Annotated in this window: 19 protein-coding genes and 1 pseudogene; 14 read left to right on the top strand and 6 right to left on the bottom strand. The window is 65.1% G+C overall.

The window, feature by feature from the left end; translation table 11 throughout:
• From AC1D1G_RS25145 to AC1D1G_RS25130, 4 genes are all read right to left on the bottom strand, one after another.
• On the bottom strand, nucleotides 1-535 hold a 535-nt coding region (locus AC1D1G_RS25145), incomplete at its 3' end, for a ScbR family autoregulator-binding transcription factor (RefSeq protein ID WP_477954120.1).
• A gap of 256 nt (nucleotides 536-791) precedes the next feature.
• Nucleotides 792-989 carry a hypothetical protein gene (locus tag AC1D1G_RS25140; RefSeq protein ID WP_477954119.1) on the bottom strand — a complete coding sequence of 66 codons (198 nt, stop codon included), beginning with the start codon at nucleotides 987-989 and terminating at the stop codon, nucleotides 792-794.
• Nucleotides 990-1,783: 794 nt separating this feature from the next.
• Entirely contained in the window at nucleotides 1,784-2,056 is a 273-nt protein-coding gene (locus AC1D1G_RS25135; RefSeq protein ID WP_477954117.1) for a hypothetical protein, read from the bottom strand.
• A 163-nt stretch (nucleotides 2,057-2,219) separates the two neighbouring features.
• Entirely contained in the window at nucleotides 2,220-2,360 is a 141-nt protein-coding gene (locus AC1D1G_RS25130; protein ID WP_283352020.1) for a hypothetical protein, read from the bottom strand.
• A gap of 1,486 nt (nucleotides 2,361-3,846) precedes the next feature.
• On the opposite strand from AC1D1G_RS25130, the gene AC1D1G_RS25125 reads away from it, so the two are divergent.
• The 6 genes and pseudogenes from AC1D1G_RS25125 (at nucleotide 3,847) to AC1D1G_RS25100 (ending at nucleotide 9,757) form a co-directional block, all read left to right on the top strand.
• A complete protein-coding gene (locus tag AC1D1G_RS25125) occupies nucleotides 3,847-4,161 on the top strand; it encodes a hypothetical protein (protein ID WP_283352019.1) in 315 nt (104 codons plus the stop codon).
• Between the two features lie 148 nt (nucleotides 4,162-4,309).
• Complete coding sequence (locus tag AC1D1G_RS25120; RefSeq protein ID WP_477954116.1) at nucleotides 4,310-5,005, top strand: chymotrypsin family serine protease; 696 nt, start codon at nucleotides 4,310-4,312, stop codon at nucleotides 5,003-5,005.
• A 1,127-nt stretch (nucleotides 5,006-6,132) separates the two neighbouring features.
• Nucleotides 6,133-6,443 (top strand): annotated as a pseudogene (locus AC1D1G_RS25115) (phosphatidylserine/phosphatidylglycerophosphate/cardiolipin synthase family protein); the annotation flags it as partial.
• 166 nt (nucleotides 6,444-6,609) lie between these two features.
• Entirely contained in the window at nucleotides 6,610-7,332 is a 723-nt protein-coding gene (locus AC1D1G_RS25110; RefSeq protein WP_477954114.1) for an SDR family NAD(P)-dependent oxidoreductase, read from the top strand.
• 314 nt (nucleotides 7,333-7,646) lie between these two features.
• Complete coding sequence (locus AC1D1G_RS25105; protein WP_009472926.1) at nucleotides 7,647-8,597, top strand: metal-dependent hydrolase; 951 nt, start codon at nucleotides 7,647-7,649, stop codon at nucleotides 8,595-8,597.
• Nucleotides 8,597-9,757, top strand: a complete 1,161-nt coding sequence (locus tag AC1D1G_RS25100) for a hypothetical protein (RefSeq protein WP_477954112.1) — start codon at nucleotides 8,597-8,599, stop codon at nucleotides 9,755-9,757. Before AC1D1G_RS25105 ends, AC1D1G_RS25100 begins: the two co-directional genes overlap by 1 nt.
• A gap of 89 nt (nucleotides 9,758-9,846) precedes the next feature.
• Here AC1D1G_RS25100 and AC1D1G_RS25095 read toward each other — a convergent pair whose 3' ends face one another.
• Nucleotides 9,847-11,304 carry a catalase gene (locus AC1D1G_RS25095; protein ID WP_477954111.1) on the bottom strand — a complete coding sequence of 486 codons (1,458 nt, stop codon included), beginning with the start codon at nucleotides 11,302-11,304 and terminating at the stop codon, nucleotides 9,847-9,849.
• A 113-nt stretch (nucleotides 11,305-11,417) separates the two neighbouring features.
• Entirely contained in the window at nucleotides 11,418-13,073 is a 1,656-nt protein-coding gene (locus tag AC1D1G_RS25090; protein ID WP_477954110.1) for a sigma-54-dependent Fis family transcriptional regulator, read from the bottom strand.
• Nucleotides 13,074-13,417: 344 nt separating this feature from the next.
• Here AC1D1G_RS25090 and AC1D1G_RS25085 point away from each other — a divergent pair, with 344 nt between their 5' ends.
• The 8 genes from AC1D1G_RS25085 (at nucleotide 13,418) to groL (ending at nucleotide 22,254) form a co-directional block, all read left to right on the top strand.
• Nucleotides 13,418-15,052, top strand: a complete 1,635-nt coding sequence (locus AC1D1G_RS25085) for a ferritin family protein (RefSeq protein ID WP_283352014.1) — start codon at nucleotides 13,418-13,420, stop codon at nucleotides 15,050-15,052.
• An 85-nt stretch (nucleotides 15,053-15,137) separates the two neighbouring features.
• The gene (locus tag AC1D1G_RS25080) at nucleotides 15,138-16,181 is read left to right on the top strand and encodes a 2Fe-2S iron-sulfur cluster-binding protein (RefSeq protein ID WP_283352013.1); all 1,044 of its coding nucleotides are present in this window, start codon (nucleotides 15,138-15,140) and stop codon (nucleotides 16,179-16,181) included.
• Between the two features lie 50 nt (nucleotides 16,182-16,231).
• A complete protein-coding gene (locus AC1D1G_RS25075; protein WP_283352012.1) occupies nucleotides 16,232-17,338 on the top strand; it encodes an aromatic/alkene monooxygenase hydroxylase subunit beta in 1,107 nt (368 codons plus the stop codon).
• Nucleotides 17,335-17,676, top strand: coding sequence for a propane 2-monooxygenase effector subunit MimD (gene mimD / locus AC1D1G_RS25070; protein WP_005242368.1), 342 nt, complete (start codon nucleotides 17,335-17,337; stop codon nucleotides 17,674-17,676). The genes AC1D1G_RS25075 and mimD overlap by 4 nt, the downstream gene beginning before the upstream one ends.
• Nucleotides 17,677-17,754: 78 nt before the next feature.
• The gene (locus tag AC1D1G_RS25065; RefSeq protein ID WP_283352011.1) at nucleotides 17,755-18,801 is read left to right on the top strand and encodes an amidohydrolase family protein; all 1,047 of its coding nucleotides are present in this window, start codon (nucleotides 17,755-17,757) and stop codon (nucleotides 18,799-18,801) included.
• Nucleotides 18,798-19,541 (top strand): iron-sulfur cluster assembly protein, encoded by a 744-nt coding sequence (locus AC1D1G_RS25060; protein WP_477954107.1) that lies wholly within the window; start codon nucleotides 18,798-18,800, stop codon nucleotides 19,539-19,541. The genes AC1D1G_RS25065 and AC1D1G_RS25060 overlap by 4 nt, the downstream gene beginning before the upstream one ends.
• A complete protein-coding gene (locus tag AC1D1G_RS25055) occupies nucleotides 19,538-20,563 on the top strand; it encodes an NAD(P)-dependent alcohol dehydrogenase (protein ID WP_477954106.1) in 1,026 nt (341 codons plus the stop codon). Before AC1D1G_RS25060 ends, AC1D1G_RS25055 begins: the two co-directional genes overlap by 4 nt.
• 41 nt (nucleotides 20,564-20,604) lie before the next feature.
• Nucleotides 20,605-22,254 carry a chaperonin GroEL gene (groL, locus tag AC1D1G_RS25050; protein ID WP_005242375.1) on the top strand — a complete coding sequence of 550 codons (1,650 nt, stop codon included), beginning with the start codon at nucleotides 20,605-20,607 and terminating at the stop codon, nucleotides 22,252-22,254.
• The last annotated feature ends 3 nt before the right edge of the window (nucleotides 22,255-22,257 follow it).

Raw genomic sequence — 22,257 nt, 5'->3', positions numbered from 1 at the left:
GCTCGAGGTCCACGCGATGGGCCAGGACCTGGGACACGGTCTGGACTCCGGTGAACGCGCCGATGACGAACCGTGCGAACGTCGGCGGGTCGATGGTGTCGACAAGGTCGCCCTCGGCGACCGCACGGGCCGCCAACGTTTGACAGGCGGCGATCCAATCCAGGTATGGGCCCGCGGGGCCACGATCGTCGGCGCTGAGCTCGAGGGTGATGCGGATCCCGGCCCGCACGATCGGGTCCTGCACGATCTGCCGGGCCATCTCGTGGCAGAGCATCACGATCTGGTCGATCGCCGACGCCTCCTGCGCGGCGATCGCCWGCACCGCGGAGATGGAGATCCGGTGCTGCTCGGCGATGATGTGCCGGGCCAAATCCTCCTTGGACCGGAAGTGAAAGTACAAGGCCCCCTTCGTCATGCCCGCCGCCTCGAGGATCTCGACGAGACTGGCACCCTCGAACCCGGACTTGTCGAACATTTCCGCTGCCCCGCGGACGATCTGGGCCCGAGTCACCGCCGCCCGTTGCTGTTGCACCATCTACCGCACCTTCCGTGCCCTTCGCCGCTGCAGCCCTTGGTCAAGATTGGGAGCGACGTCGCCCCGGGGACTTTCGATCGCACCCCTGCAGCCTGCGCGACGCTACCACCGGCACCGGTGCGCCTCACCTCCGGAAAATCCCGCGTCCACCTGCATGTGCACCGATACCCGCTCACACGAAAACAGACCACCGTGCCGCTTCTTCGGTGGGCGCCGCCGGTCCGCGCCAGCGCCGTCGCGGTTCGGCTGTGTGTCGCTATCGGTGGTCGCGGTACYCGTCGGCGATCTCCTCGGTGTCCCGGGCCAGCCAGGTCAGCTCCCCCACCGATTCATTCCCGGGCAGGAGCAGATCCGCTCGTCGGCACTCCGGCCCGCGGATACACACCATTGCCAACCCGGAATCCGACAACGTCTGCCACAGCTGCTCACCCGACGACGACGCCATGTCACCCATTCAACCGCACCACACGAGGAACAGACCGGGAAGTCTCGAACACCCGCACCCGCCACCGGGCGCTGTGCACCACATGCCGACGATCTCTCTGCGCCCGGACGAGCGGACTTCGGGAGGCTCGCTACTAGGCGAGACGATCGGTCAGCACCGAAATCCGTCCCGCCACAGCCCACCCCGCATTCGGATGCGCGATACCGACGTGGGCGTGCTTGGACCGACGGCCGCCGGCCGAAGTTGGACCACCGAGAAAGGCGTGTGGCCTGGGTCACATTTCAGCGATCGGGGCGGGCGGCGGGTCTACCCTTTCCTCGCACCGGAACATGAAGGAGCAGGTCGCCAAACCAATACGGCGCAAGCCGAACCTGTACTGGCTAGCAGCGATTGGTGCACACACCGTTCCGCCGAGTTCCGTCGATCCGGGCGATAATTTCACACGCAGCACATCCGAGGAGACATCAGCGACGCCAACCACCCAGGTACACCAACGCGGAACCGCGCTTCTCGACTGGAGCGCGCCCCCTCCCGACGCGCACTGCATGGGGAGCGCGGTCAGGGCTCACGCGGCGGGTACCTGTTGCATGTCCCGGCGAGTCCCGGCCGGAGCGGACTACACTCCGACCGGGTCGCTTCGGCTCACCTGGGCGTAACTGCGTCTCTGGCGCGTATGGCGCTGGGGCCGAGATAGTTTCAGACTCCGGTAATATTGCAGGCGCGGGCTGGATGTCGCAGGTTCAGCCGCCGCGCACCGACAGCCGAGAAGTAACCACCCCGCGCACTCCCGGCGGCCGCCGACCTCACCCGACACAGATCAGCACACCCACGACCGCCACTGCGACCAGCGAGGCGCCGCCGCAGAGCAGCCACGCCCGTGTCGCCAGCTGCCGCCATTGATCGCACCGCTCATGCACGTCCGCGACCGATCCCCTCATGTTCGGAGCGGACGCTCGGGACGTTGAGAGGCGGCGGACCTTCGTGTCGGCTCTCGTCGCTACACCGAGCGAGACGGGGACCACCAGAAGCGTCACCGCTAGCAGAGCAACCACGAGGCCTACGCCGGTCCCGAACATTATCGTCCCTTCCACAGCAACAGGGCCCCCCATGGGTTTCGCGCGTTGATCAGCGGCCACGCGGAGCCACGGGCACAACGACGCCCCTGTCAGCTCTATCGCCGAACTGCCACCGAGTGTTTCACTGGCCGGCATCGGCGCAGGGCCATGGGTCGGTGCGGGCCTATACGCCGGGCATCGGGAACTTCCACACCGCCACCACAACTACGCCCATGATCAGTCCGGCGTACAGAACGGTGCTAACCACACCGACCCGCAACGTATTCAGCAGACTTGCGCCCAGGTTCTCGGTAGTTCGTGCCATGACAACTCTTCTCTCACGTGCAGATAAATTTTCGGCAGCCACGTCGAACGGCGGCATACCAGCTACCTTGGACCGACTTCGACACCTGCACATTGGCCGAACTACCTACACCCATACCCGTATTTGGGTCTGGAGGTTTGGGTCTCAGCTCAGGGTTGCAACCGAACATCCCTGAGCGCCAGGCTTCTCCTACAAATTCAGCTGTGTTCTACGTCACAACCTTGGCGCCTGGGCTACGTCGCCCAAGCATTTCGCGTCGCCAGCACAATTCGTGCGGGGTTGCCTGCCAGCCCGCAGGTAGTGATCCGGTTGGGCCGTTGGTCGTCGGCGACAACTGTAGGTGACCGGCTCGCTACAGATACTCGATTGCGCAGAACAGCTGCTCATGCGACTGGACACGCTGCAGCACAGAACAATCGGGAATGAAACGGAACTGCCACTCAATCACTCGCTATCGAAGCCCGCCGGTACTGCTGCGGCGAAGCAAAACACAACAGGTCCGGTAGCGCACCTTGTCGCAGGATCACGCAGATCGCCCTCGGAAACTCCATCCGGATCGTGCACGCACCGCAGCAAGCCGTGTCGAAATCACACTTACTGGTCGGTAGTCCGGAGATGCGTAAATACTGCAATGGCATGGATCACATTCCCTGGACTTCCCTGTGCCGGCTCACGAAGATCAATCGTGCGCTGCGCGCTACTACGTGCAGATTGTCCGTGTAGCGCCCCTGCCAGCTGATCTACATCGTTGGCGGGGGCTGCGCTTGGCTGCGCCACAACACATCAACCGTGTCACCGCCGCTGTTCGCACCTTTGACGCGGTGGCCCTCGGCTCACGTGTCACCCTCGGAGCGAGTCGCCCCTCGCCCCAGTCTCGTTCGCCTGTTTCCATGCACGCATTCTCGGCGCCCCTTCACCCGAATTGGGCAGACGATTTCCGATTCGCACTCTGGCGGCGGTGACGGCGGGGTGGTGTGTGCGGCTGTGTCATCGGCCAACATCCAGGCGAGGGTGTTCTCGGCCGATGTTGCACGCCATCGACATCCGGGTTCGCCGCGAGGATCGCGGCGACCCACCGACGAGTGTGCAAATACCCCGAGGGGTCGCACGTGGACGACCATGCCCCGCGTTGATCCGGGACGCCCGGACCCGGTCAAACCCACGACCCAGGCCATGCGGATCTCGACCCTATGGACGCCCCGGGCACGAAAACAGGTATGCCTATCGGCCGTTCTGCCGTCGTCGGATGGTCAYCTCGCGAGGAGTGTGGGAGTCGCACAACCCCCGAACTCTACAAGTCGAGGCCCCCGATGCACGATCAGCTCCACCGCGATCAGCTCCCCCGCTCCCCTCTCGTCGCACGCGACGTCTTCACCATCCGCTGCTGCGATCAGTGCCACACCATGCTCGCCGCCGACGCGTCCACGTGCTCGTTGTGCCGCAGCACCGAACCGGGCAAGAATCCCGCGTCGGGAACGACACGATCATGTCGTGGACCGTCATCGAGCTGTCGCCCAGTCGGACGGTCACCGACTTCGCCCCCTTTCACGGGCGCGATCGCCGCGCTCGTCGCGCTCGGACCGTCGGGCATACGCCCGGGTCGACGACTCCCTCGCACCGGGTGCCCGGGAGCAAGGTCCGCGTCCTCTGTGACCGGGTGATTGCGGGCGAGCTGTATCCGCTGTTGGTGCGGTTCCAGGTCGTCGCCAATCCCACCACCGATCCGTGTGGACTGCCGCCGACCGCGCCGTTCTTCCGAACCAGCCTGTGCCCCGACGGCCTTGTCGACGGCCGAGCGTGAAGCCAACAGCGACCGGCAGCCAGAGTCCCGCTGCTTGCGGACCCCGACAGTCAGCCGTGAAGAAAAACATCGAGCCGAGCGCAACTCGGCCGCCAAGAAGAGCGGCTTACAGATAGCCCCTCGTTGCCGCGAGGAAGAGAGAACACAATTGAGAAGGCTTTACGGGTATGTTGCGTGTCTCGCAGTCACCCTCGGCGCATTCCTTGTCAACGCGCCGGCGGCATCAGCCACCGGTGTCGTGTCCAACGGCATCGCATGGACCGACGACCTGAACCCGGTGCCGCACCCGCCCGGCATCATCGAGTTCTGCACGATGGGCGTCGTCGGTACCGACTTGCTCGGCAACAAGATCGGCATCTCCGCCGCCCACTGTGTCGACGGCACACCCGACGGTGCACCCGTCTACCGCTATGCGCCGACCGGACCACGGGAACACATCGGCAACATCGCGTACCGCAGTCCCGGCGGCGGGACCGGCGTCGACTGGGTGGTCATCTACCTCAACGCTGACGCGGTACTCACATCGAATGGTCCCAGTTCCCGAGTCGACGGAATCGGCTCCCCCAACCCGGCGGGTCCCCATTGCAAGGACGGGGCCGGTACCGGCGTCCATTGCGGGTCGATCGCCTCACAGAACACGACACGCTTCTACAGCAACGCCCAATCAGGCGGAGGCGACTCCGGTGGACCCGTACTTCAGAACAACACCGAGATCGTGGGCATGGTCCGCGGATTCGACACAGCGCTGTTCGCGTTCGAGTACATCAAGTTCGCTGCCGTCCTCGACGGCATCAACGCCCAACCCAACCCCGTCGGGAAAGGATTCGTCGTCACCAACAACTGATATGGACGCAGAATTGCCAAGAGGACAGCAGGAGGTGGACGTCCAGGATCGTCAGCGGGCTACCAGATCTGCTGCACAATCAGCCACAGCCACTCCCGGACAGGGTGGGGAAACGGACTGTAGTACAACCACCAATTGTCCATTGGGCATCCTTCCGCGTGGGCGCCCCCGACGGTCCGTCGATCATACGTCCGACATCCCGACAACGACGATGTCGAAGATGCACACGCCCTCGAGCTCGACTGGCAGGAGTTCGTGCCGCTGTTCAGTCCCGTCTGCACAGCAGGTCCGGACTGTACGTTCGTGCCTCAGGTCGAATGGCAATCGACATCCGCGTTTCCGTGTCGGTTTCCGGCTGTCGCGTCGGTAGTTYGCCTGACCTCGATGACCAGTCGACAGCCGAAACCCCACATGGCCAGCCGTTACTTTCCTTCGCGCAGGGTGGCCAGTGCTTCTCTGCGTGTGACACCGGTGTTCTACGACGCTGGCTACGAGCGGCCATCCGCTGGCCTGGGCCAGAGCTTGGGAGGCGTACGGGGACCACCGAAGATGGTGGTTGCAATAGTGCCGACGGGCCAGACCGGGCAGCCTGCCTTCATCGGCAATTGCCCGGGGTTGGCGGACGCACGACCGCGCTCATAGCGACGGGATCACCACGCAGGTCAGCCCGCGACTGAGTAACCGTGCGCCATTAAACCGAACATGCTCAGCGGTACTGGAGCGAATTGAGCGCACTCAGCATATGCACACGCCATGTTGCCCACCGCCGCCGCACTTGCGCACGCCGCGAGCGTCGCCGATTCGTGGGTACTGACGATATGGGCGTTTCTCATGGCAGGCCACGGCGCGCGCGTGTGGCGCCGGGCAGCGGCACCGTATCCGTCACAGCTATGCGAGATAGGTTGGCGCTTATAGGAACCCAACTAAACAGAGCAAGCCGGATTCAACCGCGGGGTGCCCGTGACGACGTCCACTTCCCACAGATAGAGGGCTCTGCAAATCGGTCCCGTGAGGGTACTGGAGGTGCCATCCTCGCAGCTGGGTAGCCTGAATCCTGGCGTTGAACATACAGCCACCGATCCCGGATCCACCCACCCGGGTGTTCGCACCCGCTACCGTTTCCGGATATGGGGACGACCTTCCACGGACCGAGTCCGTGGCCGCACATACCCGCGCCGTCCGCACGCGCGGGCCCCGCTGTGCCGCGATCGCGCACCTCGGCCAGGACGCACCCACCCTGCTGCCGCTTCGGGCCGGGGACGTCCTCATCGTCGACGCCTCTCGCGCCGCGGTGCGCGCACACCTGACCTCCCCGGCCGCGCTCGCGTACTACGTCGACGCCGGAGTACGGGTGCTGTCGTCACCGAACCTGCACGCCGATGTCATCGCCACCGACCGGCACCAACAAGCGAGCAGAGCACCAGCACAGAACGTCTCACCGCAGGACTGGGATGCCGCGCAGCTGATGGTCCGGGGCCCCGAGAACGACGCCCGAGCTGCAGCTCGACGCCACTCGAGCTCGTGCCGATGAAGTCCGGAAACTCGCGCGGGCCTTCCTCTCGCGGTCCTACCCTGGTACGCGAGAGACGGAAGGCGGAGGAGTGATGCTGCTGCAGAACCGCACCACGATCGTCCACGGAGGCAGTGGCGCCATCGGCTCCGCGGTCGCGCGGGCGTACGCGCGGGAAGGCGCAGAGGTGCACCTCACCGGACGCACGCGCGCCACGCTCGAGGATGTCGCCCACCGCATCAGGGACGAGGGCGGGATTGCGCACGTCACGGTTCTCGATGCGGTGGACCGGGACGCGGTTGAACGGCATGCCGCGGCGGTGGCGGACCAGAGCGGCGGCATCGACGTCTGCTTCAACGCCACCTTCAACGACGACATCCAAGGCACGCCGCTCGTCGACATGCGGGTCGGCGACGTCATGCAGCCAGTCGCCAAGGCGGTCACGACGAGCTTCACCGTGGCCACGGCCGCTGCACGCCACATGGTGGGACGCGGCACCGGCGTCATCCTCGTCATGGCCGGCGGACGGGAGGCTATCCCGAACCTCGGTGGCTCCCACGTCGCGTGGGCCGCACTCGCCGGACTGTGCCGACAGCTGGCCGCCGGGCTCGGGCCGCAGGGTGTCCGTGTCGCCTGGCTACTGTCGCCGGGCTCCCCGAAACCGGACGAGCCCGACCCGGACGCCACCCATCTGCTGCTGCCACGGCGCCCGAGCCACGCCGATGTCGCGAACGCGGCCGTCTTCGCCGCGTCCGACTGGGCCACGACGATGACCGCGGCCGAGATCAACCTCACCGGGGGCGCTGTCGTCGACTGACCCGGGCCTGGAGGCGGGACGAACGCCCTCCTCCTTCCGGGTTCGGTGGCAACCGAACCGTGAGTAACGACAGCGCCAGGTCTCCGGAACAGGCGCGGGACCGCATCGCGATCGGTGACCGGCACCCCATCGTTGATGGAGCCGCGACCGAGGCTCGTTGGCATGCGCAAAACCGAATTGTTCAGATCGGTAACCCGTTGCTTGGGAAACTTAATCATACATACCCATCGATGTGTGTATGTTGTTAAACGCTCGGGTCTCTACCTGCCCAGAGGCTGCAGCCCACTCATGTCGCACGAGACGAGGTATCCCACATGACCGACCTGCACCCCAGAAAGATGGATTTCGCGTTTGACGAACAGGACGTCCCGTTCCTCTGGAACCCCGACAACCCGGCCTGGTCGAACATGTCGAATGCGATCTCGTTCCTGGCCGTCGGCTTCGAGAAGATGATCGTCAAGGCGATCATGCAGGCAAAACCACGGATGACCGACCCCGAGGTCGCAGAAGAGGCCATGGCGTTCATGCGTCAGGAGGGTCACCACTCGACCGCGCATCGCCAGCACGTCAAAGCCCTGATCAAGCGATACCCGGGGCTCCAGAACACCCTGGACGCCGTGATCGGCGAGTACGACCTCCTCACCGAGGCGACGACCCTGAACTACCGACTCGCCTACACCGCGGATCTGGAGGCAACCTTCACGCCGGTGTTCAAACTGATGCTCGACAACGACGCGACCCTCTTCCGACCGGGAGACGACCGCGTCGCGTCCCTGTTCATCTGGCATTTCGTCGAAGAGGTCGAACACCGGAGTTCCGCGATGATCATCTTCAATTCCCTTGTCGGGGAAGAGCTGTACCGGATGCGGATGGCGCCGTCGATCTTCGCACATGTGATGAAGGTGATGCGGATCGCCTGCGCCGGCTTCAATCAGCACGTGCCGATCAGGGAGCGGAAGGTCGATTCGATGTCGATGTTCGCCACGCACCGCACGAAGCAGAAACTGCTCACGTCGTTCGCGCCCTACCTGAGCAAAGGTGTCATGCCGCGTGCGTTCGACGACCTCCCGCGCGGTGAACAGCTCACCGCACTGGCCGGCATCGTCCGTAGTCAGATGCCGAAACACGACCCCACCCACGAAAAGCTGCCCGCGCTCGCCGACGAGTGGTTCGCCCGATACGACGCAGGCTACGACTGCACCCGGTGGTACACCGCGGACTCACGCGAACGCCGGACCGATCCCGTCCCGGCGGTGGTCAACTGATGGCCGACCTCTGCTCACCCACCTTCGACCAACTCTCGGCAGCGCTCGGCTTCTCGTGCGCCGAGGCCGGCGGACTCGTCGAGGTCCGTAGCCCGTCGGCGCTGGAGAACTGGACCCTGCCGGTTCTCGAGCTCACCATCGTGGTCGGGTCGGTGCTCGCGCTCGTATTCGCGATCCTGCGCTGGCGCCGCAACGGCGATCCGACCAACCTGGTGCTCTGGTTCGGCGCCACGGCGTACCTGTTCGTCATCGAGCCACCGCTGTACTTTCCGGCGGCCTTCGGGATCGAAGAGCACGTGGACACGATGTTCGCGCACAACGTGTTCACCGTGGACTTCCTGTGGGGCCGACTACCGCTGTACATCATCGCGATTTATCCGCTGATGGCCACGCTTGCCTTCGAGCTCGTCCGGATGCTCGGCGTCTTCCGGAAGTACGGGGTACTCGTCGGCGCGGTCTGTGTGGGCTTCGTGCACCACGCGTTCTACGAGATCTTCGACCAGCTCGGACCGCAGCTGAGGTGGTGGGAATGGTCGACCACCAACCCGGTCAACCAGCCCATGTTCGACTCGGTCCCACTGCCGAGCGTGGTGGTGTTCGCGGCCCTGTGGCCCATGTCGCTGGCCCTGTGCGTTCAGTTCTTCGTGGGCCGCTACGCCGACCGGGGCCGGGACTTCACCGGACTCGAACTGGTGTGGCGCACGATCGTGATCGGTCTCCTGGCGTCGGCGGGCACGTTCATCCTCCCGATCCCGGCGACGGTCCTCGGAATGGAGAGCACCACGGTCCGGGGAATTCTCTACGCGGCCGAACTGATCGTCATCGCGCTCGTCGCGATCCCGATCCTGGTCCGGCAGTGGTCGCGACTTCGACGGGGGACGTCCGACGTTCCGATCTATTCGAACGATTTCGTCCGTGCCTACAGCGTGGTGTACCTCGCCGTGATGGGCATTCTGTGGGTGACCGCGTTGCCCAGCTACTTCGGCGCTGTCGACGGCGTCACGAGCAACGGCGATCCCATCGGAAATCTCTGGTACACCATCGCCTGCTTCGCGATTGCGATTCTGTGCGTCGCCGCCACCTTCACGGTGCCGCGGGGCGCCGCTGACGGACGCGGCCCGGTCTCCGGTGAGGGTGCGGTGCCGAACGCGGTCCGATAGGCGCGACGACGGGAGCGACTGCTTGGCCGGTGCGACCCCAGCCCGTGATCCGCGGTGATGCGCGCCGATCACGGGCTGGGATGCGCGAACTACAAGGCGCCGAGCGCTTCACAGGCCTTTCGCACGCCTTCGCCGTAGGCGGGGTCTGCTTGGGTGCAGTTGGCGATGTGGCGCTCGATGACGGCAGCCGACGCTCCGGTGATGGCACGGGCGGTGTTCTCGAACAGCACCGTCTGCTGTTCGGCAGTCATGCTGCGGAAGAGGTTGCCGGGCTGTTCGAAGTAGTTGTCGTCGTCTGCTCGGTAGTCGAACCGGTCGGCGACCACGCCGACTTCGAGTGGCGGTTCGGCGTAGCTCCGCTGGTCGGCGAAGCGGCCGTGTGAGTTGGGTTCGATGCTCGGGACGCTGCCCAGGTTGCCGTCGACCCGCATGACGCCGTCACGGTGGAACGAATTGACGTGGGTTGCCCCTCTGGGACTGTTGACCGGGATCTGGTGGTGGTTGACGCCGAGCCGGTAGCGGGCGGCGTCGCCGTAGGAGAACAGCCGGCCTTGCAGCATGCGGTCCGGTGAGAACCCGATGCCGGGGACGATGTTCGCCGGGGAGAAGGCCGCCTGCTCGACGTCGGCGTGGTAATTCTCCGGGTTGCGGTCGAGTTCGAGTTCCCCGACCTCGATGAGCGGATAGTCCTTCTTGGACCACACCTTGGTGAGGTCGAAGGGATGATAGCGGTAGGTCTGGGCGTCGGCTTCCGGCATGATCTGCACGAAAAGGGTCCACTTCGGGTAATTGCCCTCCTCGATTGCATTGAAGAGATCGCGCTGCGCCGACTCGCGATCGCCGGCGACGACGACGGCAGCCTCTTCGTCGGTGAGGTTCTTGATGCCCTGCTGAGTGCGGAAGTGGAACTTCACCCAGGAGCGTTCCCCGGCGTCGTTGACGAACGAGAAGGTGTGTGACCCGAAACCGTGCATGTGCCGGTAGCCGTCGGGGATGCCGCGGTCGGACATCACGATGGTGATCTGGTGCAGCGCCTCCGGGAGATTGGTCCAGAAGTCCCAGTTGTTCTCCGCCGAGCGCAGGTTCGTCTTCGGATCGCGCTTGACCGCGTGGTTGAGGTCGGGGAACTTGAGGGGGTCACGGAAGAAGAAGACGGGGGTGTTGTTGCCGACGACATCCCAGTTGCCTTGCTCGGTGTAGAAGCGGACGGCGAATCCGCGGATGTCGCGTTCGGCGTCGGCGGCGCCGCGCTCGCCGGCGACCGTGGAGAAACGCAGGAATACCTCGGTCTGCTTGCCGATCTCCGAGAATACGGCGGCGTTGGTGTGTGCGGTGATGTCGTGGGTGACGCGGAAGGTGCCGAACGCGGCCGAACCTTTGGCGTGCATGCGGCGTTCGGGGATGACTTCGCGGTCGAAGTGCGCGAGTTTCTCGAGAAGCCAGACGTCTTGCAGGAGCATCGGACCGCGTGCGCCGGCGGTGAGGCTGTTCTGGTTGTCGGGTACCGGCGCACCGGCGACTGTGGTGAGTCCGTTCGGGTTGGTCATCGATTTCTCCTGTCTGACACCCGAGTCTGGGCGGGTGAATGTGGTTCGGCGAGAGCATCCCTCGAGGGAGAGCGCAGCGATGTCTCAATCTGACATTCCCGCGGTACGGTCGGTCAGAGCACGATGCCGAATTCGCGGATCTTGCGGTAGATCGTCGCTCGGGACATGCCGATGGCGGTGGCGGCGGCGGTCTTGTCGCCGGCATGAAGCGCGAGCGCGTCCACGATCGCGTCCCTCTCGAGCGCCTGCATCCTGGTCAACGTTCGGCGTGTGGTGGAACGGCATGCGGGAGGCAGGGTGTCGATTTCGACGACACCGGCCCGTTGCCGCCGGCAAGTGTCCTCGAGAACCTTCTTCAGCTGGGTGACGTTTCCGCGCCACGCCAGACGCGCGAGCTGATTCGAGGCGGCTGGAGCCAGGGTGAGGCCGGTGGCCCCCAGGGTGTCGAGGAGGCTGCGCACAAGATCCGGAATGTCGTCCAGGTGGTGCCGTAGGGGTGGCACCGTGACCGACTTGGGGAACATGCGCAGCAGTGGAGTGGTGTCGGTCGAGTCCTGGGGATACCGGGTGAGCACCACCCACGGTCTGCGAGGTGGCTCCTGCGCCTCGGGGCCCTGCAGTAGGTCCGCGAGCGCGGCGAGATGAGCGTCGTTCAGGGCGTGTGCGTGCAGTATTGCCAGGTCGGATCCGCTGTCGAGTTCGTCGGAGGCCTCGGTGAGGAGATCGTCGCCGAGTGCGGTGGCGTCGAGTACGGCGAGTCCGCGGTCCGGTACGAGTTGGTGCGCCGCTCGGATCAGGGCGGTCTTGCCGACGCCGGGTTCTCCGTCGAGGACGAGCCAGTCCTGTCGTCGGCAGGCGTCGACGACCGCCTGGACCGTGTGCCGCCAGAGCGGGCTGGCRCCGGCGATCGCGGGCGGGGTGGGAACATTCGCCTTCGGAGTGGAAAGACGCTGCGAAGCAACCTGTTTCGTGATCCGAACAACACCTCCGGCCAGCCGGCTACCGGTGAATGCCGGCTCGTAACTCAGGCGTGCGACCGTTCCGCTGGGCAGGTCGGTGAGGATCGTGACCGGTGCCGTTTCGCCGCCGATGTCTCGGGTGCGTTCGAGGATCGCCATCTGGTCTGGTGAGTCGAATTGTTGCCGGGTCAGCGAGTTCATCATCACGACCTCGTCACCGACAGCGACGACGGGTCGGCTGGAGCGCCGGCATGCGGACCGGTACGCACTGAAGATCGCCCGGTCCAGTTCGGTTGCGTCGTCGAGCATGCGCTCGCGAAGGCGGGCTGCGGCAAGTGTGGCGAAGGACAGCAGCAGGGTGTTGGAATTCTGCGCGGCGGTGGTCAGGTCCACGACACCGAGAATCGCTCCGGTCATGGGGTGCGTCACCGGCGCTCCCGCGCAGGAGAAGGACCGCAGCGGACCACTGAAGTGCTGGTCTCCGTCCACGAGGAGAGGTCGGCCGACCTCGAGCGCGGTACCGATTCCATTGGTGCCGACCTGGGTCTCCGCGTAGCGAAAGCCCGGGGCGAGGTCGACTCGGTCGAGTGCGGTGAACAAGGCGCTGTCGCCACCGGTGCGGGAGAGGACGATGCCGTTCGCATCGGTGAGAATCAGTGATACCGGCTCGTTTTCGATGGCGGTGGTCAAGTCGGGCAGCACGGATCGGGCGGCGCGCTCGAGCACCGTATCGGCGGCCGCGCGGTCGACGTACGCGGCGGCGGGCCGGTCGTCGTCGCCCAACGCCTGCCGAGATCGCGACCAGGACACCCGGAGCCAATTACTCAGACGAAGGTAGTCCGATCCCGCAGGCGAACTCGAGGCCGGAGCCCCCTCGGAGTCCGAGTCCGAGTCCGAGTTCGACTTCGGCGTCGTGCGGTGGTGTGACGTGCTGGTGGGCTGTGGGGTCACTCGCTCGGGTCTCCTGGGTCGACTGATCGAGGGCTGCATGGGTCTGCCGCGGCGCGGGGCAAGTGTAGGCAGCCACCACCCACCCAAAGGTGACCTGCGTCTCACACTGAGACGGATGAGAGCTGGGTCACGGGGTTCAATCAACTTCCACAACGTCCCCCCACAGCCGGCACCCGGCCGGCTCACGATCCAGGAGGCGCACATTGAGTAGGCAAAGCCTGACAAAGGCCCACGCGAAAATCACCGAACTGTCATGGGATCCGACATTCGCAACCCCGGCCACCCGGTTCGGCACCGACTACACCTTCGAGAAGGCTCCGAAGAAGGATCCTCTCAAACAGATCATGCGGTCCTACTTCCCGATGGAGGAAGAGAAGGACAACCGCGTGTACGGCGCCATGGACGGTGCCATCCGCGGCAACATGTTCCGGCAGGTGCAGCAGCGGTGGCTCGAGTGGCAGAAGCTGTTCCTGTCGATCATTCCGTTCCCGGAGATCTCGGCAGCCCGAGCGATGCCGATGGCCATCGACGCCGTCCCCAACCCGGAAATCCACAACGGGCTGGCGGTGCAGATGATCGACGAGGTTCGTCACTCGACGATCCAGATGAACCTCAAGAAGCTGTACATGAACAACTACATCGATCCCGCCGGTTTCGACATGACCGAGAAGGCGTTCGCGAACAACTACGCGGGCACCATCGGCAGGCAGTTCGGTGAAGGGTTCATCACCGGCGACGCGATCACCGCGGCGAACATCTACCTGACCGTGGTCGCCGAGACGGCGTTCACCAACACCCTGTTCGTAGCCATGCCCGACGAGGCGGCCGCCAACGGTGACTACCTGTTGCCGACGGTCTTCCACTCGGTGCAGTCGGACGAGTCGCGGCACATCTCCAACGGCTACTCGATCCTGCTGATGGCACTCGCCGACGAGCGCAACCGTCCACTGCTCGAACGTGACCTGCGGTACGCGTGGTGGAACAACCACTGCGTCGTCGACGCCGCGATCGGCACCTTCATCGAGTACGGCACGAAGGACCGCCGCAAGGACCGGGAAAGCTACGCCGAGATGTGGCGGCGGTGGATCTACGACGACTACTACCGCAGCTACCTCATCCCGCTCGAGAAGTACGGACTGACGATCCCGCACGACCTGGTGGAGGAGGCGTGGAAGCGGATCACCGACAAAGGCTACGTCCACGAGGTGGCCCGGTTCTTCGCCACCGGATGGCCGGTGAACTACTGGCGAATCGACGCGATGACCGACAAGGACTTCGAGTGGTTCGAGCACAAGTACCCGGGCTGGTACTCGAAGTACGGAAAGTGGTGGGAGGAGTACAACCGGCTCGCCTACCCCGGCCGCAACAAACCGATCGCGTTCGAGGAGGTCGGATACCAGTACCCGCACCGCTGCTGGACCTGCATGGTTCCCGCCCTCATCCGTGAGGACATGGTCGTGGAGAAGGTCGACGACCAGTGGCGGACCTACTGCTCGGAAACCTGCTACTGGACCGACGCCGTCGCGTTCCGCAGCGAGTACCAGGGCCGACCGACCCCGAACATGGGCCGGCTCACCGGATTCCGGGAGTGGGAAACCCTGCATCACGGCAAGGACCTCGCCGACATCGTCTCCGATCTCGGCTACGTCCGCGACGACGGCAAGACCCTGGTCGGCCAGCCGCACCTCGATCTGGACGATCCGAAGAAGATGTGGACTCTCGACGACGTGCGGGGCAACACCTTCCAGAGCCCGAACGTGCTCTTGAACGAGATGTCCGACGCCGAACGCAACGCGCACATCGCCGCGTACCGCGCCGGCGGCACAGTTCCGGCCTGATCCCAGGCTCGGTGGGTGGCGCCGCGGCCACTCCGGCGCCACCCACCGCTTCACCATTCATTTTCACGAGTCCAGGAGAGACCCCGTGGCCGACAAGCACCGTATCAACTTCGAGCCCGTCGACATCGAGATGGAAGTCGGCGAAGACGAGTACATCCTCGATGCCGCGTTCCGGCAAGGCATCCACCTGATGCACGGCTGCCGCGAGGGACGCTGCTCGGCCTGCAAATCCTTTGTCCTCGACGGCGATATCCAGATGGAGGACTACTCGACGTTTGCGTGCAACGACGCCGAGGTCGACGAGGGACACGTCCTGCTCTGCCGCTCGACTGCGTACAGCGACTGCACCATCGAGCTGCTCAATTTCGACGAGGACGAACTTCTCGGCGGTGTCCCCATCCAGGATGTGCGCACTCGGGTGACCGGGATCGAGCCGATGACCAAGGACATCGTGTCGCTCCGGTTGGCTCCGGTCGAACCGGCGGGATACGAATTCAAACCCGGTCAGTACTCCGACCTGCACATCCCGGGCACCGAGCAGCATCGGTCCTTCTCCATGGCGACGACCCGATCGACGCCGGGGCATGTCGAGTTCCTCATCAAGAAATACCCCGGTGGCAAGTTCGCCGGGCTGCTCGAGGACGGGATCTCGGTGGGCGACGAGATCGCCCTGACCGGACCGTACGGGTCGTTCACCATCAAGGAAGGCCATGTCCTTCCGATGGTCTTCATCGGCGGCGGCGCGGGGATGGCTCCGCTTCTTTCGTTGCTGCGGCACATGAGCGAGACGGGCAACACCCGGCAGGTGCACTTCTACTACGGTGCCCGCACCCCACAGGACCTGTTCTACGTCGACGAGATCCTCGAACTCGGACGAGGATTGACGGGTTTCACGTTCGTGGCCTGCCTCTCGGAATCGATGGACCCGCCGCCGGTGGGTGCGATCGCCGTCGAGGACGGCAACGTCACCGATGTCGTCGGCCGCCGCGAACCGGACATCGGCCGGACCGAGGTGTACCTGTGCGGGCCGCCGCCGATGGTCGACGCCGCCCTGGAACTGCTCGAGGCGAACGACACCCCGAAAGACCAGATCTTCTACGACAAGTTCACCAGCCCCGCCTTCGAGTAGACGTCCTGGGAAACCACCTTCCTGCTTCACCGACAGAACTGAGAAACGAGATGACCGCAACCGCCGAGTCCAACCAACGCAGCTTCCCGAAGATCGAGTTCACCGACTCCGAAGCCGGTGCGCTGGAGTTCCCCAGCTCCCGCAGCCGCACCTTCACCTACTACACGCCGGCCAAGAAGAGGTCGACGATGTACGAGGACGTGACCGTCGACGTGCAGCCCGATCCCGACCGCCACCTCTCCCAGGGCTGGATCTACGGCTTCGGTGACGGTCCCGGCGGCTATCCGCAGGAGTGGACGGCCGCGAAGTCGTCGAATTGGCACGCCTTCCTCGATCCGAACGAGGAATGGGACCAGACCATCTACCGCAACAACTCCAAGGTGGTCCACCAGGTGGAGTTGTGCCTGTCCAACGCCAAGCGTGCCCGGGTCTACGACGGCTGGAACACGCCGTGGCTGACGTTCGTCTCCCGCAACCTGGGGGCGTGGATGCACGCCGAGAACGGGTTGGCGCTGCACGTGTTCACCTCCATCCAGCGGTCCTGCCCGACGAACATGATCAACACCGCCGTCGCGGTGAACGCCGCCCACAAGATGCGCTTCGCCCAAGACCTGGCCCTGTTCAACCTGGATCTGTCCGAGGCCACCGAGAACTTCGACGGCACCGCCCACCAGGAGGTCTGGCAGTCCGCGCCCGAGTGGCAGCCCACCCGCGAGGTCGTCGAGCGGCTCACCGCGGTTCCCGACTGGTGTGAGCTGCTGTTCGGCTCGAACATCGTCTTCGAGCAGCTGGTCGGCACCCTGTTCCGCAGCGAACTGGTCATGCAGATCGCCGCCGGGAACGGTGACTACATCACGCCCACCATCGTGGGCACCGGCGAACACGACTACGACCGCGACCTCGCCTACACCCGCAACCTGTTCCGATTGCTCACCCGAGACCCCGAGCACGGGGAGGCGAACAAGGAGCTGTTCGGCACCTGGCTCGCCATCTGGGTGCCACGGTGCCTCGACGCCGCCCGGGCGCTGCAGCCGATCTGGTCACAGCCGGCCGACAAGGCGATCACCTTCGCCACCAGTTTCGACGCCGCCACCGACAAGTTCCGTTCCCTGCTCGAGGACCTCGGGCTCGACATCCCCAAGGAGTTGGACCAGTGAGCATGCAATTCGGATCGTCCACCGAGTTCTCCAACATGTGTGGCGTCACCTTGATGAACACCCCCATCGGCCGTGTCGTCGCGGAGGTGATGGGCGCCAAGGACGGTGTCGAGCTGACCGAGTACCCGTCGATGATCCGCGTCGACGGCCAGCGCCTGCTCGACTTCGACTACGAGGAACTCACCGACGCCCTGGGTCAGGAATTCGACGGGTCCATCTTCGAGGAGATCAGCTCCACCCACTACGGGCGCATGGTCCACCTCGACGAGAAGACCCTGCTGTTCGCCAGCCCGGAGGACGCCGCCGAGTACATCGGATTCGACCTCACAGCGCAGTAGATCGCAGCCGTCCGGGGCCACACAGGGGGCCCCGGACACCCCCAGCCCACCCGAAAACCAGGATCAAGCGAGGACCCGATGTATCAGAAGGACGGTCAGAAATATTTCATCGTGGACGGCCACGTACACGTCTGGGACGCCCGCGAGTCGAACCAGAAGAATGTGCACGGCAAGCAGTTCATCGACTGCTTCTACGACTATCACAAGAACCTCAGCCCCGAAGAGGTCGTGTGGGACTACGACACCTACACGTACTACGGCAGCGAACGCTTCGAGCGTGACATCTTCGTGGAGGGATACGTCGACCACGCGATCTTCCAGGCCACCTTGCTCAGCGACTTCTACCACAACGGATTCGGGCGAACCGACGAAGCACTCGCCCTGGTCGCCAAGCACCCCGGCAAACTGACCTACAACCACGCCTACGATCCCCGTCACGAGGAGGCCGGGCTCGAACAGCTCCGCAAGGACGCCGACCGGATGAACCTGCAGGGCGTCAAGCTCTACACCGCCGAATGGCACGGCGACTCCCGCGGCTACAAACTCGACGATCCGTGGTCGCGGCGTTACCTCGAAGAGTGCATCGAGTTGGGGATCAAGAACATTCACGTCCACAAGGGCCCGACGATCCGTCCCCTCGACCGCGACGCGTTCGACGTCTCCGACATCGACAAGGTCGCCACCGACTACCTGGACCTGCGGTTCGTCGTCGAGCACGTGGGCCTGCCACGCCTCGAGGACTTCTGCTGGATCGCCACCCAGGAGTCGAACGTGTACGGCGGCCTGGCGGTTGCCCTTCCGTTCATCCACACCCGGCCCCGCTACTTCGCCCAGATCATCGGCGAGTTGCTCTACTGGATCGGCGAGGACAAGATCCTGTTCGGCAGCGACTATGCGCTGTGGACCCCGAAGTGGCTGATCGAGAAGTTCGTCGACTTCCAGATCCCCGAGGACATGCAGGGCGAGTACGCCCCGATCACCGTCGAGCAGAAGCAGAAGATCCTCGGCCTCAACGCGGCAGCGCTGTACGACATCGACGTTCCCGCGAACCTGCGACTGGCCGAGCAGGCCGGGCAAGAAGGTGTGGAGGTCGCTGCCGGGGCGCGGGAAACCGTGTCGTCATGACCGCGGCCCTCGTCTGCACCGAACAGGACGTCCTGATCGCCCTGTCGACGGTCGCCGACCCGGAACTGGACGAGCCGATCACCGATCTCGGCTTCGTCCGGTCGGTCACCCTCGATGACGACGGGGTCACCGTGCACCTGCGGCTGCCCACCGCGTTCTGCTCGCCGAACTTTGCCTACCTCATGGCCTCCGACGCCCTCGACGCCCTGCGTCTGGTCGAGGACATCGGCGAGGTGCGGGTGCTGCTCGACGACCATCACGACAGCGACAAGATCAACGCCGGTCTCGCGGCGGACGCCGGATACGTCGGGACGTTCGGCTCCGAGGCGGAGGAGAGTCTGCACGAGTTGCGCCGAACGTTCCGGTCCAAGGCGCACGCCGCGGCGATGGAGCGGTGTGTCGAGGCGCACCTGAAGACCACCGATGTGGGTGTGAACGAGATCTACCGGCTCACCCTCAGCGACCTCGCTCCCGGGAAGGCCAAGGCCGCGCTGCTGCGTCGCAGGATCGGCATCGGGTTGAGCATCTGCCCGGCCAGCCGGGTGTTCGTCGACGACGACGGCAAGCGCATTTCCCCGGAATCGGTGCCGATGCGGCTGCGCTTCGCCAAGTCGGTGCGCATTTCGATGGAAGGCAACGCGCATTTCTGCCGCGGCCTGCTCGCCACCCGTTACGCCGACAGCGAATCCGTCGGCGCCACACCGCGAATCACCAATCTCAGAACCAGGAGCCCGCGATGAAGGCCGTGCAAGTGGTGGGATACCACACCAAACTGCAGCTCACCGACATTCCCGAACCCACGATCGACGGCCCGCTCGATGTCATCGTGCGCATCGGCGGCGCGGGTGTGTGCCGCACCGATCTGCACATCCTCGAAGGGCAGTGGGAGGCGAAGTCCGGTGTCGCGCTGCCGTACACGATCGGCCACGAGAACGCCGGCTGGGTCCACGCCGTGGGCGACGCCGTCACCAATGTCGCGGTCGGCGACAAGGTGATTCTGCACCCGCTCATCACGTGCGGACTGTGCYGGGCGTGCCGATTCGGAGACGACGTCCACTGCCAGAACAGCACATTCCCCGGCATCGACGTCAACGGCGGGTACGCCGAATATCTGCGCACCACCGCCCGCAGCGTGGTCCGGATCGACGACTCGCTCGAACCGGCCGACGTCGCCGCCCTCGCCGACGCGGGCCTGACGGCGTACCACGCCRTTGCCAAGGCCGCGAAGACGACTCGGCCCGGAGAGGTGTGCGTCGTGATCGGGGCCGGCGGACTCGGTCACATCGGCATTCAGGTCCTGAAGGCGATCTCCGGTGTCACCGTGGTCGTGCTCGACCGCAACCCCGCGGCCGTCGAACTCGCCGTGAAGATCGGCGCCGACCACGGCATCGTCGCCGACGGCACCCACATCCAGCAGGTGCTCGACCTGACCGGCGGTCACGGCGCCGAAGCCGTCGTCGACTTCGTCGGCGAGGGCGGCGCGACCGCAGAGGGGATCGCGATGCTGCGCCGCGCCGGGAACTACTACGTCGTCGGGTACGGCGAGAACATCGACGTCCCGACGATCGATGTGATCTCCACCGAGATCAACTTCATCGGAAATCTCGTCGGCTCCTACAACGACCTCCAGGAGCTCATGACCCTTGCCGCCCAGGGCAAGGTCACCCTGCACACCACCCGGTACCGGCTCGAGGACTTCCAGCAAGCACTCGACGATCTCGATGCCGGCCGGGTGCGCGGCCGCGCGATTCTCGTCCCGTAGCACGTCGCATCCTCCGCTCGAAGCACGAAAGGACATCAGCCATGGCAAAAGAGCTGCGGTACAACACGGACGCCCGGGCGCGGCTCGAGCACGGCGTCAACGCCCTCGCCGACGCGGTCAAGGTGACCCTCGGCCCCAAGGGGCGCAACGCGGTGCTCGAAAAGCTCACCGGACCACCGACGATCACCAACGACGGCGTGACCATCGCCCGCGAGATACAGCTCCGCGAACCCTTCGCCAACATGGGTGCGCAGCTGGTCAAGGAAGTGGCGATGAAAACCAATGGTGTGGTCGGCGACGGCACCACCACGGCAACCGTGCTCGCCCAGGCGATGGTCCGCGAGGGGCTGCGGTCCGTCGACGCCGGGGCCAACCCCATGCGGGTGCGCCGCGGCATCGAACGGGCCGTGTCCGTGGTCGTCGACTCCCTCCACGAGCAGGCCTCCCAGATCGGCGGGCAAAGCGATCTGCAGCGGATCGCGACTCTCGCCGCCAGCGACGACGAGGTGATCGGGCACGCCATCTCGAAGGCCGTCGACTACGTCGGCAAGTCCGGGGTCGTCACCACCGAGGAGAGCGACACCCTCGGGCTGTCGGTCGACATCGTCGACGGCATCGAGTTCGATCACGGCTACATCTCCGGCTACATGGTCACCGACCCGGAGCGGATGGAAGCGGTGCATACCAATCCGCTGATCCTGCTGACCAACAAGAAGATCACCCAGGTTCAAGACATCATGCCGAGCATCGAGGTGGCCAAGCGCGCCGACCGGCCCCTGGTGGTGCTGGCCGAGGAGGTCGACGGGCCGGCCCTGCAACTTCTCGTCGGCGGCAACATGCACAAGACGATGCAGTCGGTGGTCGTCCGGGCCCCCGGTTTCGGACATCGCCGGGTCGCCGAGCTAGAAGACCTCGCGGTGGCACTGGGTGGGCACGTGATCGCCAAGGACACCGGCATCGAACTGTCCGAAATCAGTGTCGAGCATCTCGGTTCGTGTGATCGCATCACCGTGACCGAGAACGAGACCACGATCGTCGGCGGGCACGGGGACCAGCGCCTGCTCGACGCTCGCATCGCCCAGCTCGAATCCCAGCACGAGCGCGCAAAGATCGAGGCTGACCAGGAAAGCCTCGAACTGCGCATCGCCCGGCTCACCGGTCGGGTTGCCGTCATCCGCGTCGGCGGCGCGACCAGCGTCGAGCTCAAGGAGCGGATGTTGCGCGTCGAGGACGCCCTGGCCGCCACTCGCGCCGCGGTGGAGGCGGGGATCGTCTCCGGTGGTGGTACCGCGCTGGCGCAGTCGCATCGGGCGTTGGCCGATCTCGACCTGACCGGCGACGAGGCCATCGGGTGTGACGTCGTGCGCCGCGCTCTCGCCGAACCGCTGCGCTGGATCGCGATCAACGCCGGGTTCGACGGCGACGAGGTCGTCGAGGTGGTCGCAGGTTTACCGCTCGGGCACGGGTTCAACGCGCTCACCGGTGAATACGGGGACATGTTCGACGACGGGGTGATCGACCCGTTCAAGGTCACCCGCGCCGCACTCGAGAGCGCGGCCTCGATCGCGGCACTTCTGATCACCACGGAGACCGCTGTCGTGGAAGAGGTGCTGGGCAATCCCGGTGCCATCATGGCGCCCGGTTTCGGCGATCTCGCCGAAGGCATGGTCCGCCCGTCGAACATCTACTAGAGC

It is taken from the genome of Rhodococcus sp. P3_B8 (genome assembly GCF_056402775.1).
Note: the sequence above shows the minus strand (reverse complement) of the source record. Positions and strands in the feature narration are given on the sequence as shown.

Bases quoted from the DNA above. Each gene is read 5' to 3' on its own strand.
- AC1D1G_RS25110 (WP_477954114.1), top strand. From the start codon at position 6,610: ATGCTGCTGCAGAACCGCACCACGATCGTCCACGGAGGCAGTGGCGCC.
- AC1D1G_RS25100 (WP_477954112.1), top strand. From the start codon at position 8,597: ATGGCCGACCTCTGCTCACCCACCTTCGACCAACTCTCGGCAGCGCTC.
- AC1D1G_RS25065 (WP_283352011.1), top strand. From the start codon at position 17,755: ATGTATCAGAAGGACGGTCAGAAATATTTCATCGTGGACGGCCACGTA.
- AC1D1G_RS25135 (WP_477954117.1), bottom strand. From the start codon at position 2,056: ATGTTCGGGACCGGCGTAGGCCTCGTGGTTGCTCTGCTAGCGGTGACG.
- AC1D1G_RS25130 (WP_283352020.1), bottom strand. From the start codon at position 2,360: ATGGCACGAACTACCGAGAACCTGGGCGCAAGTCTGCTGAATACGTTG.
- AC1D1G_RS25060 (WP_477954107.1), top strand. From the start codon at position 18,798: ATGACCGCGGCCCTCGTCTGCACCGAACAGGACGTCCTGATCGCCCTG.
- AC1D1G_RS25095 (WP_477954111.1), bottom strand. From the start codon at position 11,304: ATGACCAACCCGAACGGACTCACCACAGTCGCCGGTGCGCCGGTACCC.
- AC1D1G_RS25125 (WP_283352019.1), top strand. From the start codon at position 3,847: ATGTCGTGGACCGTCATCGAGCTGTCGCCCAGTCGGACGGTCACCGAC.
- AC1D1G_RS25075 (WP_283352012.1), top strand. From the start codon at position 16,232: ATGACCGCAACCGCCGAGTCCAACCAACGCAGCTTCCCGAAGATCGAG.
- groL (WP_005242375.1), top strand. From the start codon at position 20,605: ATGGCAAAAGAGCTGCGGTACAACACGGACGCCCGGGCGCGGCTCGAG.
- AC1D1G_RS25105 (WP_009472926.1), top strand. From the start codon at position 7,647: ATGACCGACCTGCACCCCAGAAAGATGGATTTCGCGTTTGACGAACAG.